Source organism: Pseudomonas sp. (assembly GCF_050739995.1).
GTDB lineage: Bacteria > Pseudomonadota > Gammaproteobacteria > Pseudomonadales > Pseudomonadaceae > Aquipseudomonas.
The window spans coordinates 1-15634 of the sequence record NZ_JBOICG010000748.1; the positions used below are offsets into that span (position 1 = coordinate 1).

9 protein-coding genes and 1 pseudogene are annotated in these 15634 nt (G+C 59.2%); 4 read left to right on the forward strand and 6 right to left on the reverse strand.

Annotated features, from left to right (window positions below; genetic code table 11):
• Positions 1 to 82 precede the first annotated feature (82 nt).
• On the reverse strand, positions 83 to 700 hold the full coding sequence (locus ACRESD_RS25370; protein WP_431753415.1) for an FKBP-type peptidyl-prolyl cis-trans isomerase: 618 nt from the start codon (positions 698 to 700) through the stop codon (positions 83 to 85).
• 332 nt (positions 701 to 1032) lie between these two features.
• On the opposite strand from ACRESD_RS25370, the gene ACRESD_RS25375 reads away from it, so the two are divergent.
• The 3 genes and pseudogenes from ACRESD_RS25375 to ACRESD_RS25385 all read left to right on the forward strand — a co-directional run bounded on the left by ACRESD_RS25375 (position 1033) and on the right by ACRESD_RS25385 (position 8725).
• Positions 1033 to 6636 (forward strand): dermonecrotic toxin domain-containing protein, encoded by a 5604-nt coding sequence (locus ACRESD_RS25375; RefSeq protein ID WP_431753416.1) that lies wholly within the window; start codon positions 1033 to 1035, stop codon positions 6634 to 6636.
• Positions 6637 to 6940: 304 nt separating this feature from the next.
• Positions 6941 to 7822, forward strand: a pseudogene (locus tag ACRESD_RS25380) (methyl-accepting chemotaxis protein); the annotation flags it as partial.
• Between the two features lie 198 nt (positions 7823 to 8020).
• On the forward strand, positions 8021 to 8725 hold the full coding sequence (locus tag ACRESD_RS25385; RefSeq protein WP_431753422.1) for a methyl-accepting chemotaxis protein: 705 nt from the start codon (positions 8021 to 8023) through the stop codon (positions 8723 to 8725).
• 639 nt (positions 8726 to 9364) lie between these two features.
• Here the strand turns inward: ACRESD_RS25385 and ACRESD_RS25390 are convergent.
• Genes ACRESD_RS25390 through ACRESD_RS25405 form a run of 4 tightly spaced genes read right to left on the reverse strand, consistent with a single transcriptional unit; the run spans position 9365 to position 13498 of the window.
• Positions 9365 to 9727: a glyoxalase superfamily protein gene (locus tag ACRESD_RS25390; RefSeq protein WP_431753417.1), complete on the reverse strand. Its 363-nt coding sequence runs from the start codon at positions 9725 to 9727 to the stop codon at positions 9365 to 9367.
• A gap of 29 nt (positions 9728 to 9756) precedes the next feature.
• Complete coding sequence (locus ACRESD_RS25395) at positions 9757 to 11220, reverse strand: N-acyl-D-amino-acid deacylase family protein (RefSeq protein ID WP_431753418.1); 1464 nt, start codon at positions 11218 to 11220, stop codon at positions 9757 to 9759.
• A 1-nt stretch (position 11221) separates the two neighbouring features.
• Positions 11222 to 12082 (reverse strand): MurR/RpiR family transcriptional regulator, encoded by an 861-nt coding sequence (locus ACRESD_RS25400; RefSeq protein WP_431753419.1) that lies wholly within the window; start codon positions 12080 to 12082, stop codon positions 11222 to 11224.
• Between the two features lie 12 nt (positions 12083 to 12094).
• Positions 12095 to 13498, reverse strand: a complete 1404-nt coding sequence (locus ACRESD_RS25405; RefSeq protein ID WP_431753420.1) for a gluconate:H+ symporter — start codon at positions 13496 to 13498, stop codon at positions 12095 to 12097.
• A 209-nt stretch (positions 13499 to 13707) separates the two neighbouring features.
• On the opposite strand from ACRESD_RS25405, the gene ACRESD_RS25410 reads away from it, so the two are divergent.
• Complete coding sequence (locus tag ACRESD_RS25410; RefSeq protein WP_431753421.1) at positions 13708 to 14088, forward strand: lysozyme inhibitor LprI family protein; 381 nt, start codon at positions 13708 to 13710, stop codon at positions 14086 to 14088.
• A gap of 33 nt (positions 14089 to 14121) precedes the next feature.
• Here ACRESD_RS25410 and ACRESD_RS25415 read toward each other — a convergent pair whose 3' ends face one another.
• On the reverse strand, positions 14122 to 15567 hold the full coding sequence (locus ACRESD_RS25415) for a SulP family inorganic anion transporter (protein WP_431753423.1): 1446 nt from the start codon (positions 15565 to 15567) through the stop codon (positions 14122 to 14124).
• Positions 15568 to 15634: the final 67 nt, after the last annotated feature.

Genomic DNA, 15634 nt, shown 5'->3' on the forward strand with positions numbered 1-15634 from the left:
CAACAAGTGAGTGACTGACACCCCGTCTTCGCGAGCAAGCCCGCTCCCACACAAGCCCAACACCCGCAGTAATCAGCAGGTCTTACAGAACGTCGAGCAGCTCGACGTCGAACACCAGAACGCTGTGCGGCGGGATGCTGCCAACGCCTTGAGCGCCGTAAGCCAGTTCGCTCGGCACGTACAGGCGCCATTTGCTGCCGGCATTCATCAGTTGCAGGGCTTCGGTCCAACCGGCGATCACGCCGCCAACCGGGAACTCTGCTGGCTGGCCGCGCTCGTAGGAGCTGTCGAACACAGTGCCGTCGATCAGAGTGCCATGGTAGTGAGTACGCACTTGGTCTTCACGGGTTGGCTTGGCGCCATCACCTGCCGTCAGCACTTCGAATTGCAGACCGGAAGCCAGGGTGGTGATGCCAACACGTTTGGCGTTTTCAGCCAGGAAGGCCAGGCCTTCACCAGCAGCAGCTTCAGCCTTGGCTGCGGCTTCAGCTTGCATGATTTCACGGATAACCTTGAAGCTGGCGGCCATTTGCTCTTGGTCGACACGGCTTGGCTTGCCGGCGAAGGCGTCGGTCAGACCGGCCAGGATCGCATCAATGCTCACGCCCGGTGGCGGGTTGTCACGCAACTGGTCGCCCAGTTGACGGCCAATGCCATAGCTGACGCGAGTTTCGTCGGTGGACAGATTAACTTCGGACATGGAACGCTCCGCTGTAGGACAGCACTGAAAAACCGGCACAGATGCCGCTATTCCCGTGTCATCCAGAACTAAAAGGGCCCGCAGACTAGCACAGAATCCTGGCTGCTGATGAGCCCCACACAACGCCTCGTGCATAGCTATCTACTGCCGCAGCACCTGCCCTGGCCCCCAAGCTGATGATTCACTTCATCCTCATGGGAGCTGTGCCGATGAGCACGCCGAATACCCCACCTGCTGACCCCTCATTTCAAACGATACAAACCCATTTACTGGAAATCGTCCCCGCACTGCGTTCCCGCACCCGGCTCCCAATTGCGTTGCCAGAGGCTCTATTGGCCCTGGAAAAGCTCAATGCCACACTCAAAAAAGCCAACGTCAGCTTGCTTGGCCAATCGCGCGCGTTGTATCAGGACCTCGCTCACGCCGACCTCACGACCGATGATGGAAAAAGACGGCTGGCACAGCAGGTCGCGAACCTGAACAAGCAACTGCAGGCCCTGGATGAAACCAGCACCATTGATGGGCAAGGTCGAAAATCTTTCATGACCTTTGCAGCAGGCAGCACCGCGATGGAACAGGAAGCCAAACTTAACGCCGACGACTACCTGCTGGCTCCGTCAGACCTGCGCATGATCGAAGATTGCACCCTCGGCCCCACCCTGCGCCCCGGAATGTACGCCCTGACGTTCACGTACCAGGAACAGACGATAGAATTTGCCGGCGCTTTTGTACTGACTCGCCAATCCAGCCCAGTAGTCAATGACCTGACAAGCACGGTGGACACAGGGCCGGTGTTGTTCTTCACCCCTTCCCGAGGCCTGGAAGCATTTCCATCGCTACGCGACCTTGAACAGAGCCTGTGGGCAGTCTTGAAGTCGCCAGCGGGGCATGCAGAAATCGCTCAGCATTTACCGGTGCGCTACCAAGCGTTGGACACTATCGGAATCTGGCCTCTCCAATTGCAGCCAATCGAAGGTGAGCCGCTGTTCGAACACACTTGGAACGCCATTCTCGACAAGCGTCGACAAGACATCGAGCTGGCACTGAGCCTCACCCACAACCCAACGCACGACACATCCATCTTGATGGTGGCCTTGGACAAGGCACTGTCCGATGCCCTGCCCGACCTGACCCTGCGCCTGGATTTTCGTGCGCAACGTCTGTTGGAACTCCACCTGTACAACAGCCTGCCGGATTGGTACCGAAACGCCGAGACCACCCAGCAGTCCGCACTGGTGCAACAAATACACGCTTACAACCAGGCTCGCGGTGAGTTTATCGACCTGTTCGGAGCCGCTGCGACACCTCAAGCCCTGGCACATTTCAGTTTGGTCGAGCAACTGGCCGATGAGCTGGACATCCATGACCTGGACCCAAGCCAACTGCTCGTCACCACCCAACGCACAGTGCCCAATGTCGGTACCTACGAGCAGCGCCAAAGCCTGGTTGAACTGAGCCTGCGCGGCCTGCATACCGGCGATGAACTACCGGGGTCGACCTTTGAAAAACAGACCCACCTCACCTACGCAGGAGCAGCCTTGACCGCCTCCCACGCGGGACTGACACCGGTCGGCGTACGAATACTGGTGCAAAACCTGCAGCCGCGACTGGACTTCGCCAAACTCCAGACAGACATGAAGGCCAAACCTGAAACTCGCTCCGCAGCTCACACGATGCTGGACCAGAGGCTCGTAACACTGGCTCGGATCAGCAAACTGCAAGGAAGCCTGAGCCCGGCCGACCATCAATTGTTCGAGCAACTACGGGAAAAACCTCAACCCCACCTGCACGCCCACTCCGTTTCGCTCCACGGCGCGCAGCTCAAGGACCTCTGGGTGCTGCGCGAAAACAATGCCCAAGGCGAGGCAAAACGATTGCTGTTGTGCACTCCGGAATCACCCCGTGCTCAATCGTTCATCACCTTCACCAGCGTAAGAGAATGCCAGGTCCATATCCTCGCTTGGGCCGTCGATAAGTCGTCCGTCGAAGGCCGCTCCATGCGCGATTACCTGATGGGCCAGGCTCCGCTGCGTTTTCAACCGAAGATGGCACTTTTCCTCAAATCCCTGACCTTCAAACCCGACGCAGACGAACACCTGGAAGTAACGTTTGGTACACCGTGCAACTACACCCAGTGCCTGGACGCCATGGTGGCGCATTTACTCGATGGTCAGGTGGTGGACGACTATGAACACGGCACGCCGTCCTGGTATCGCTCGGCTTCGTCGGCGGATCGAACCCGCCTGACTACCCTCAGCGCCGATGCCGCCGGAGCCCTTGACACCTACAATGCTCGACCAGACTCCGAGGCTAACTTCTCGAGCTTCGAAGCCTTCCTGCATGACAAGGCCAAACGCAGCCTCAACGCCCTGCTCAACCGTCCCAAAAACGATATCGACCCGGACAGCGTATTTGCCTACTCACCCAAACCGCTCTTGGGGGTCGCATCGCAGCCAGTGTCCTACACCCAGCTGTACCGCGATGGATACGAAGACGGTATTGGTTTTCTCAACGAAAAATTCGCTGCCTCAGCCACCTTTCGTGGGCCACCGGAAGTCGACCTGAGCCGCCTGACCGCGCAAAACGTCGCTCGCTCGGTAACCGGCATTTGGATCGGCCAACGTTACACCGATGAAGTGCGCAAAAGCCTGCAATCTGTCGATAGCCCAGGCTATGCCGCACGACGGGATGCCACCCTCAAGATCACTCAGTTGCAGATGAAAAGCGCTGCTCTGGAGTCGCGGCTGCAAGGCGAAATCGCCAGCGTCGACCTGGCTTGGCTTGAACGCGCCATTGATAGCCTGCCTGATACCACCGCCACATCCCGCAATACCTACCAGGTACATCGTCTGTCGATCGAAGGCGATTGGGTGATCGGCTGCTACCTGTTTCGACACGCCGACAATCCGGTGCTGCTCTATACCCCCAACGCACCGGATGGCATCGGCGTTCGTGAGGCCAAGTTATTCAACTATCTGCTAAAAAAAGACAACGGCTTTCTGGCCTACCTAACCAATCGAGTGCCGCTGCAATCCCAGACGCGGATCAATCAATGGTTACTGAGTGCGCAAAAAGGTCTACCGCAAGACATAAACCGCACCACCCCAAGCCCTGCCCGTCACGACAGTATCACTCACGCCATGCCGCTGACGGATTTGCGCCATGAGCTCTACAACATGAACCTGCAACGCAAGATCGACGACGTACAGGGTTCAACAGTCAACCGCATCCAAATGATCACTGGCATTCTCTGGACCTGCGTAGAGTGGGTCACCGCTATTGCCACCATCCCCTTCCCGGCGTTAAGCCTGAGCCTGGGCGGATTGCTCGCATTCAAAGATGCCATGTTAGCCCTTGACGCTTACCACCAAGGGGACAAGGGCGGAGCCTTGCAACACTACATCGGCTACCTGGCCAACCTGGGTGGCGCTCTGCTGTTTGACTTGCGCCCCGCCATCACCGGCTCCTTCTACGCCCTGCGCCCCGTACGCCCCACGCTCAAAACGGGAAACGAAGCGGTAAAATCCGCACAGCTGAAACAGCTGCAAGCATCCCCGCCCGACACGATGAAACCCGTGCTGTTCGATGGCCAATCGTTCTGGACACCCCAAACCCCGGATGCACTGGGACGTCACCTGCTCTATCGCCAAGACCCAGTGAGTGGGCAAATGCAGTCCACCGCTCGCTTGGTCAACCAAAACGCCGAAGGGCGTTGGGTGCGCTCTGGCCTGGCCGGTGGGGGCCGTGACTCTTACCAGCCGTTGGTAGAGGAGGTGGACAATACGTTGACGATCTACGAGGTGCCATCCAATCAAGCACGCACATTCCGGGCGGTGCTCGACCCAGACTTCAAGACCAGGTTGGAAGGCAATTGGAACGTTGCCACAGCACGTGCCGCCACGGTTAGCGCTTACGATGAATTGCGCCCGCTGCATTCCGCCTACTCAAGCCAGGTGGAACGACTAGTCAAAGATGCCGACACGTTTTTCAAGACCCCACCACCGCTCCCTGCGCGGGCTGCCTTGCCGCACATCGCGGCGGACACTCCACGTGCCGATCTGCTCAAAACATTGTTGGGGCAGAACAAAGGGCTGAGCATCGGCTCGACCAATGCGTCCATCGCCAGCAAGCAATGGCTAATCGAAAATATGCAGGAACTGGCCAACCTGGGGATCAAGCGCCTGTACATCGAAAACTTGCCGGCCGATCTGTTTCGCAACAAGTTGAACATCATCAACCGGGAAGCCACCGGCAACCTGGCTGCCGCGCTACAACGCGTCGAAGACCATCTGGCACGGGTCGACCTGGAAATGGGTTATACCCGCGAGGCACCGTTCACTTTTCGCAACCTGATGCTGCAAGCCCACCACCACAACATCGCCATTGATGGGCTTGACGCAGCCAGCTCTTATCACATGGAGCATGTGCTGGACCTGGCCGATGGTGAACGCTTTATCCCTCGCTCCAGCCGCGTGAGGAATTTCTATTCGCACAAGGTGATCGAGCGCAATGCCAAAAAAAACCCGGATGAAGGCTGGGTCGCCCTGGTTGAACAGAATCGCTTGGGTACCTACGAGCAGGTTCCCGGTTTGGCCGATCTACAGAATGTCTACGCTGTGCGCATCGAAGATGTCGCACCAGGCCAGCCGATAGGCATCGGGATCGACACTCAGTCCGCGGCCCTTTCCAGAGGCCACTACAAGCTCACGCTGTCGACGCCCTATCATGCGCGCGCCAAGCCAGGGCCCGCCCCAGTGCCATCTGCCGCCGTAAGTACAACGCACTACAGTGAATTCGATATGCCCCTAGCCATGAGAAAACACACCCAGCAATTGGCCGACTCTCACCGAGGCCTGGATTCGCGCTATTCAGTGACAAGCGAAGACCCGCGAAAAGCGGCGTTCGATGAGTTCGTGCGTATTCGACAACGCCTGCATGAGCGCGCCGAAGCTTTTTTTGCCGACTACACCTCGCCCCCACGCGCTTCTCTGACCCAACTTGCCGAGGCCACCAGTGAGCGGAACTTTATCGAGCACCTGTATCAACAGAAGCTCGGACTGGTGATCGGCGAAGCCCATTCCGCACAGTCAAGCAAACAGTTCCTGATCCAACACATGAAGCTGTTGAAACAACAAGGGGTCAAGACCCTTTATGTCGAACACCTGCTCACCGACCTGCACCAACATGAACTGGACATACTGCATGACAGCTTGAGAATGCCGAGTTACCTGGAGGCCTATCTGAAGCAGCAAGACAACGGTCACATGCTCAATTACCAAGGGCCCGACACCTACACCAACGTCGTCAAGGCCGCCAATAAATATGGCATCCGGGTGCGCGCCCTGGATTGCACCGCCAGTTACCACACCAAGGGCGCACGCGGCACTACGCCACGCAACACGTTATTCAGTTACTTCGCCAACGAAGTCATCAAGGCCGACCAGATCGCGCTTGGCCCTCACAAGTGGGTGGCATTCATGGGCAGCGCGCACACAGACATCAATCTATTAGTGCCCGGAATCGCCCAACTGCAAGACGCCGTCAGCCTGCACGTACGTGATGCCGCCGCCGGAACAACTCGCGCTCTGACACGGGGTGGATGGGTCGTCGATGAGTTCAGTACGCAGGCCCTGCGCAGTGACTTCACGCTAGAAATCGGCATTGCCGGCAGGCCAACCATACGTCCACCCGCACCGCCAAGCCGCTCACGCTTGCGCATCAAAGGCCACTTTTTGATCGAGCGCCCATCCGCCGCCGAGACCAACCTGGTGCACTACTCCAACAGCGGGGAGATTGTGGTCACGCCCATTCAGATCGATGACAAGGGCCAGTTTTTCATTGATCGTTGGGAAAAAATTCGCGACAAGCGCTTCACGTATCAATCTCAACTGATTGAAGCCCTCAAATTCGAGATACACCTGATACCAGCGCCGTAACACTTCAACGCCTCCCTGTCTGGTCCGCTCTGCGGACCAGCTTTTGTGAGCGCATCGGACAAAAGGCATTTCAGCTTCAGGCATTGCCGCCGATACAGCCCTACATACCTCGGCTGGCTCAAATAACAACACCATCCAGCAAACAAACATCACTCTTGCGGAGCATTCGATGAACAGCTGGTTCGGTAACATCAGCGTCAACCTCAAACTCGGCCTGGGCTTCGGTCTGGTACTGGTCCTCACTTCGATTCTGGCCCTCACCGGCTGGACCAGCCTCGGCGGCCTGATCGATCGCAGCAACTGGATGAGCGACATCACTCAGCTCAACGCCTCGCTGACCAAACTGCGCATCGTGCGTCTGCAATACATGTTGGCCAACGGCGACGAAACCGTGGCGCAGAACGTACAGACCAGCCTTGACGCCTTCGTTGCCCAGCAGCAAAAGCTGCTTGATACCTTCAAGAGCCCGGAAAACCTCAAGCTGCTCAATGACCAGAAAGCGGTCATTACCGCCTATCAGCAGTCGCTGAACAAAATGCGCGAGGCTTACCGTAACGGCAATGCCGCGCGCCAAGTGATGGGCGACAAAGCCGACATCGCCAATGCGCAAATCAATGCCTTGGACACCAGTGTGCAGCAGATGGGTGACAGCCCGGAGCGGTTCACTCAGTACCAGGCCGTGACCAACGCCAAGGAAGAATTCCAACTCGCACGCTATGAAGTGCGTGGCTACACCAACAACGCCAACGCCGAGACCGAAGCCCGCGCCGCAGCGCAAATCGAGAAAGCCGTCAGTAGCTTGAAAAGTCTCAACAGCGCCTTCGGTAACAGCCAACAAGCCGCATTGGCCGCGCTGGATACCGCACTCAGTGCCTATCGCAGTGCGGTGCAAAATTACAAGGCAGCCAATGCCAACATCGTTGCAGCCCGTGCCGAAATGACCACCCAGGGCAGCGACATCGTGACCATCAGCGACAAGTTGTACGACATTCAACTGGAACGCCGCGACGCAGAAAGCATCCAGGCCCGTAGCCTGCAATTGATCAGCACATTGCTGGCGCTGCTGGTGGGCGTCATCGCCGCCTGGGTCATCACCCGTCAGATCACCCGCCCGATTCAGGAAACCCTGGCCGTGGTGGAGCGCATTGCCTCCGGCGACTTGAGCCACAATATCCAGGTCACCCGCCGTGATGAACTGGGCGTGCTGCAACAAGGCATCCAGCGTATGGGTACCACTCTGCGCGAGCTGATCAGCGGTATTCGCGACGGCGTGACCCAGATCGCCAGCGCTGCTGAAGAACTGTCAGCCGTTACCGAACAAACCAGCGCTGGCGTGAACAGCCAGAAAATCGAGACCGATCAGGTCGCTACCGCGATGCACGAAATGACCGCTACCGTGCAGGAAGTGGCACGCAATGCCGAACAGGCGTCCCAAGCCGCCTCCGACGCCGACGGCCAAGCCCGCGAAGGCGACAAGGTGGTGGCCGAAGCCATCGCCCAAATCGAACGCCTGGCTGCCGAAGTGGCACGCTCTACCGATGCCATGACCCATCTGCAACAAGAGAGCAACAAGATCGGCAGCGTGATGGATGTGATCAAGGCCGTGGCCGAACAGACCAACCTGCTGGCGCTCAACGCGGCGATCGAAGCCGCGCGTGCCGGTGAAGCCGGTCGTGGGTTTGCCGTGGTAGCCGACGAGGTGCGTGGCCTGGCCCAGCGCACACAAAAATCCACTGAAGAGATCGAAGAGTTGGTCGCTGGTTTGCAGAACGGCACCCAGCAAGTGGCCACGGTGATGAACAACAGCCGCAGCCTCACCGACAGCAGCGTCGAGCTGACACGCAAAGCCGGTGCATCACTGGAAAACATCACCCGTACGGTGTCGAACATCCAGTCGATGAACCAGCAGATCGCCGCCGCCGCCGAACAGCAGAGCGCCGTGGCCGAGGAGATCAGCCGCAGTATTGTGAATGTGCGTGATGTGTCGGAGCAGACCGCTACGGCAAGTGACGAGACGGCCAAGTCGAGTGTTGAACTGGCGCGCTTGGGCAGCCAGTTGCAGCAGATGGTCAGCCATTTCCGGGTGTAAGAAACCAAAAAGCCGCCTTGGTATACACCGAGGCGGCTCCACTTCTCAGACCTTAGCGGTCATCGAAGCTGTCCCGCAGGAACTTCCAGACGTGATAAGCACGCAGGCAGTTCACTACGAGGTTCCACGTACGTCGTGCAAACTTAGACATACTCGGCCCTCCGTGAGTTGGGCCTTACCTCCAGCTCACTTACCGGAACACGTGGGCCTTCGGACGCAGGTCGATGCGTCCTTTGAGGTGGCCGGGCTAATGGTCCTTCCGCATCAATCCGGCACGGATTACTAGCCCGTGGCGGTCGGTCCAGAATTCGCGCGCATACCCGGCCCACCCAAAAAGCGACAAACGCAGAACGGAGGGAATCCTAACCAACAGTTCCGCCGAAGGTGTGTCGGACAGTGACCAAATATCCAGTATCGTGCGATGAATTCATTGCAAGCTTTTGCAGTCAGTGCTTACCCGAGAAAATGCCGGAAAGTGTCCCTTTCCGAACATCGTTCAGCCTTGCGTGATGAAATTACCGGAGGTAATATCGGCCTGCAGGTCGATGCGTCCTTTGAGATCGCAACCCCAGCCACTAACTGGGTTTGCAAAAAAAACCGCCCTACTAAGGCGGTTTTTTATTGCCTGCGATTTACCCCTCAGCCCTCCTCGACAAACACCACCCGATTCCCAAACGGATCCTTGATGCTCATCTCCCGCGAACCCCAAGGCGTTTCCTCAACCCCTGGCTTGGCATACCGGTAATCCTTGTCCAGCAACTGCTGCTGATAAGCGTCCACACCCTGCGCCTGAATCCGCACCGCCGCCCCCGGAGAGGCATCGCCATGGTGCTCGGACAAATGCAATACACACTCGCCCAACGACACCTGCAGATACAGCGGGAAATTCGCCTCGAAACGATGCTGCCAATCCACCTTGAACCCCAGGAAATCGACGTAGAATTCCAGCGCCTTGGCCTCATCGAAAATCCGCAGGATGGGAGTGACTTTTCCTAAGTGCATGGCGACCGCTCCGCTGATAAGAGCGCCCACTATAGTGACGAAAACCCACCACGCAAATCCCCGCTACGCGCCAGGAAACGTCCTGGCCGCTGACCGTTCGCCTGCCCGTCGCTGTAGCTCAACACCCCGTTGACCCACACCCCGTCAATGCCTTCCGCCGCGCGCTGTGGCTCCTTGAAATCCGCCACATCACGCACGCGCAACGGATCGAACAGCACCAGGTCGGCCCAGTGCCCTTCACGAATCTCTCCGCGCTCCGCCAAGCCAAACCGAGCCGCCGACAAGCCGGTCATCTTGTGCACCGCCGTATGCAGCGGAAACAACCCCACGTCCCGGCTGAAATGCCCCAGTACCCGTGGAAACGCGCCCCACAAGCGCGGATGCGGGAATGGGTCTTCAGGCAGCCCGTCCGACCCCACCATCGACAACGGATGCGCCAGGATCCGCCGCACATCCGCCTCATCCATTCCGTAATACACCGCCCCCGCCGGTTGCAGGCGACGGGCTGCATCCATCAGCGATACGTCCCACTCAGCGGCAATATCCTGCAAATCGCGCCCGCCCACCTGCGGATGCGGCGTCGACCAGGTGATGGTGATCCGAAATGCATCAGTCACCTGCTTGAGATCCAAGGTCGAAGAACTCGCCGCATAGGGGTAGCAATCACACCCCACCGGATGGGTTTTCGCCGCCAACTCCAGCGACGCCAGCAGCTGCGGACTACGCCCCCAGTTTCCCGCACCGGCACATTTGAGGTGGGAAATGATCACCGGCGCCTGGGCATGTCGGCCGATCAGAAACGCCTCATCCATCGCTTCCAGCACCGGCTCGAATTCGCTGCGCAAATGGGTGGTGTACACCGCACCGAACGCCGTCAGTTCTTCACTGAGTTGCAACACCTCATCGGTCTTGGCGTTGAACGCACTGGCGTAGGCCAGGCCTGTGGATAAACCGAGGGCGCCGGCTTCCAGGCTTTCTTGCAGTTGCACGCGCATGGCCGCGATTTCGTCCGGCGTTGCGGTGCGATGCAGGTCGTCCATATGGTTGCTGCGCAGCGCCGTATGGCCGATAAGCGCAGCGACGTTGACCGCCGGATGAGCATTTTCGACAGCCGTTCGATAGTCGCTGAAACGTGGATAAACAAACGCCGAAGCGCTGCCCAACAGGTTCATCGGGTCCGGCGGATCGCTGCGCAAACTCACCGGCGAGGCGCTGATGCCGCAGTTGCCGACAATCACCGTGGTCACGCCCTGGCTGAGCTTGGGCAGCATCTGCGGATGGCGGATCACCACCGTGTCATCGTGGGTGTGCACGTCGATAAACCCCGGCGACAGCACACGACCATGGGCATCGATTTCATGCTCGGCCACGGCAGTCGACAAGTCACCGATCGTCTCGATGCGCCCCGCCAACAGCCCCACATCGGCGACATAGCCCGGGGTGTTGCGCCCATCAATGATCAGCGCCTGGCGAATCAGCGTGTCGTATTTCATATCAGTCTCCAAGCGGCAGGCTGTCGGGGCCGCCGCGATAATCGTCCAGGGCCAGCTTGATCCGGCGCAGGCGTTCCTGGTTGTCGTCCGGCAGGGCCAGGGCCAGCTCGGTGGCGAGCAGGTCGATGGCCAGCAACATTCCGTAGCGCGCCGCCGTGGGCTTGTAGATAAAACTGGTTTCAGCCGGTTGCAACGGCAGCAGCACATCCGCCAATTGAGCCAGGGGAGAATCGGCCAGGGTGATGGCGACAATGCGCGCATCGTAGTTACGCGCAAGCGCAACCACGTCTAACAGTTCGGGCGTCAGGCCGGTCAGCGAACACACAATCAACACATGCTCGGGGCCCAATGTTGCCGCCGTGACGCGCATCATCACCGGATCATGGCTGGCGGCAATCGGGTAGCCCAGGCGTACCAGCCGTACCTGCAACTCGTCACTGCACAGGCTTGATGGCCCACCCATGCCGAAGGCATGAATCATCTGCGCCTTGCCCAGCAGGCTCACCGCATCGACAAAACTCGCCTGGTTGAAACCGGACAAGTGCTGACGCAACGTCGCTTCGATATCCCCCAGAATCTGCCGGTGAAACGCAGACTGCTCTGGCAAACCCGCCGGGTCGAGGAAGCGGCTGCCAACGCCACTGGCCTGCGCCAGTTGCAGGCGCAAATCACGTAAATCGCGGCAACCCACGCTGCGGGCAAAACGCGACAAGGTGGCCGTACTGACCTCGGCCCGCTGGGACAACGCCTCCAGGCTGGCCGACGCGGCAAAGCCCACATCATCGAGCATCAGCTTGGCGATACGCCCTTCACCGGCACTGAAAGAGTCCTGACGAGCACGGATCTGGTAGAGGATGTCCATGGGTTCTCCGGATTACAGAAGACAGGAAAGACCATAAGTCAGACCGAACGCGACCACCGAAATCAAAGTTTCCAGCACGGTCCAGGTCTTGAAGGTCTGGATCACCGTCATATTGAAGTATTCCTTGATCAGCCAGAAGCCGCCGTCGTTGACGTGGGAAAAGATCACCGAGCCCGCGCCAGTGGCCAGCACCAACAATTCCGGGTGTGGATAACCCATGCCCATCGCCACAGGCGCAACCACACCCGAGGCCGTGGTCATGGCGACGGTGGCCGAACCGGTGGCGATACGCATCAACGCGGCAAACAGCCACCCCATCACCAGCGGCGACAGCTGGAAGGCATGGGCCAGGCCGAGGATTTCGTGAGTGACGCCAGCGTCCACCAGGATGCGATTCAACCCGCCGCCCGCGCCCACCAGCAACGTAATACTGGCGGTCGGCGCCAGGCATTCATTGGTGAACTTGAGGATCGACTCACGGTTAAAGCCCTGGGCCAGGCCCAAGGTCCAGAAACTCACCAGGGTCGCCACCAGCAGCGCGATCACCGAGTTGCCGATAAACAACAGGAACAGGTTGAACCCGGTGCCTGGCGTAGAAATCACGTTGGCCCAACCGCCGATCATCATCAGCACCACCGGCAACAGAATGGTGCCCATGGTCAGGGTAAAGCTCGGCAAGCGGGTGCGTGGTTCGCGCTCGATGAACTGGCGCTCCAGCGGGTTCTCTGCGGGCAGGTGAATATGCGGCACGATGAACTTGGCGTAGACGGGACCGGCAATGATCGCCGTCGGAATGCCGATCAAAATCGCATACAGCACGGTCTGCCCTACCGACGCGTTATAGGCCAGCACCGCCATCATCGCCGCCGGATGTGGCGGCACCAGCGCATGCACCACCGACAAGCCCGCGACCATCGGCAAGCCGACCATCAGGATCGACACGCCCACACGCCGCGCCACGGTAAACGCAATGGGCACCAGCAACACAAAACCGACCTCGAAAAACAGCGGCAGCCCCACCAGGAACGCAATACACACCATCGCCCAATGGGCATTGCGCTCGCCGAAGCGGTTAATCAGCGTGCGCGCGACCTGCTCGGCGCCCCCGGACTCGGCCATCATCTTGCCAAGCATGGTGCCCAACGCCACCACCAGCGCGATGTGCCCCAGGGTTTTACCGACGCCCGCCTCATAGGAGCCCATGATCGTGTCCGCCGGCATCCCGGCCATCAGCGCCAGGCCAATGGACACCAACGTAATGACGATAAATGGGTTGAGCCGGTAACGTGCAATCAGCACGATCAAAGCAATGATGGCGATGGCAGCGTATGCCAGTAGCCCGAAGCCCGGTGATGCGGCCATGCGGTACTCCTCGGAAAGGGTCACGTCGAATTGGTTGTGAAACTCATAAATCATTGCCGAGGATTATTTTCAATTTTCATGAAAGTAATTTTCGCGCACAGATAAGCGCTGTCGCGTTGGGATATGCCCAACACCCGTGCATGAAAATTCGGAGGGTGTTCTTACATGAAGTGTTCTTACATGAAGATCAGAGATCCTCGGAAACTCAAGCGCCAGCCTCAAGTCATAGAATGCGCATTCACTCACGCCCAGGAAAATCGACCATGATCCGCACATCCCTCGTCGCCAGCGCCGTGCTTCTCGCCCTGTGTGGCACCGCTTCGGCCGCCGATAACGCGACCTTGAAAAAGTGCATGGACAGCGCCAACACGACCGCCGACATGGTCGGTTGCAACACCCAGGCCGCCAAGGTGCAGGACGACCGCTTGAACAAAGCCTACAAGACCGCCCTCGCCGCCCAGGAAGGCCCACGTAAACAGCAACTGCAAGACGTGCAGCGCCTGTGGATAAAGTACCGCGACGCCAATTGCGCTTTCGCAGGCTCAGCCACCGGTGGCACCATCGATCAGATCAACGGCTCCGGCTGCGTGGTGGACATGACCCAGACCCGCGCCCAGGAATTGGAAGACCTGGTCGGACCGTGATGATCAGGCACATCTGCCACCTGTAGGGGCAAGTTAGTCGTGATGCGCATGAGCGCGCTTGAGCAACTTCCTGCAGCGCTCCGACAAATGCAGCACCCGCAGGTGCTTGCCGGCCTTGGTGTAGCGCTCGCGCAGGGTCATCAGCGCAGCAATGGCTGAATAGTCGACAAAACTCAGGTGACGGCAATCCAGCGTCACCTGGGCCGGGTCATTGGCCGGGTCGAACTGGTTCAGGAACGGCGTGGTCGAGGCAAAGAACAACGTACCGTGCAGGCGATAGAGCTTGCTGCCATCGGCTTCCAGATGCTCATCGGCGTACAGTTCACGGGCCTGTTGCCAGGCGAAGTTCAGCGCCGCAATCACGATCCCGCAGAGCACGGCGGTCGCCAGGTCGGTGAACACCGTGATCACCGTCACCGCAAGAATCACCAACACATCATTGAGCGGCACCTTGTTGACCACTCGCAACGACGCCCAGGCGAAGGTCTGCTGGGACACCACGAACATCACGCCCACCAGCGCCGCCAACGGAATGCGCTCGATCAACGGCGACAGAAACAGAATGAACAACAGGATCATCACCCCGGCAAATATCCCGGAAAAGCGCCCGCGCCCGCCGGAGCTGAGGTTGATCACGGTCTGCCCGATCATCGCGCAACCGCCCATGCCACCGAACAGCCCCGAGACCATATTCGCCGCGCCCAGGGCCACGCTTTCGCGGTCGGGGTAGCCACGGGTCTCGGTGATTTCGTCGGTAAGGTTCAGGGTCAGCAAGGTTTCCAGCAGGCCAACCATGGCCATCAGGAATGCATAGGGCGCGATGATGCCGAGGGTTTCCAGGGTCCAGGGAATTTGCGGCAGGGCAAAGGTCGGCAGGCCACCGGCGATGTGGGCCATGTCGCCCAGTGTGCGCGTCGGCAGGCCGAGCAGGTACACCACCAGGCCCACGCCAAGGATCGCCACCAATGCCGGTGGCACGGCGCGAGTCAGCCGTGGCAGCAGGTAGACAATGGCCATGGTCACCAACACCAGGCCCGTCATCACATACAACGGCGTGCCGCTGAGCCAGGTGTCACCGCTCTTGAAGTGCTCCAACTGCGCCAGCGCGATGATGATCGCCAAGCCGTTGACGAAACCGAGCATCACCGGGTGCGGCACCATGCGCACCAGCTTGCCCAGGCGCAGGACGCCAAAGGCAATCATGATCAACCCGCCCAGCAACACGGTCGCCAACAGGTACTCCACACCGTGTTGCACCACCAGAGCGACGATCACCACCGCCATCGAGCCGGCCGCGCCTGAGACCATGCCGGGCCGACCGCCGAACAGCGCGGTGAGGGTGCAGATGATAAAGGCACCGTAGAGCCCCATCAGCGGATTGAGGTGGGCCACCAAGGCAAAGGCGATGCATTCGGGCAGCAACGCGAAAGACGTGGTGAGGCCGGCCAGGGTATCGGCGCGCAGACGGGTGAGGTTCATGAGGTACCAGGGCATTGCGGGGGATAAGGCGGGGAATGGTACGGAATTGAGCGGTATGGGGCTAGCC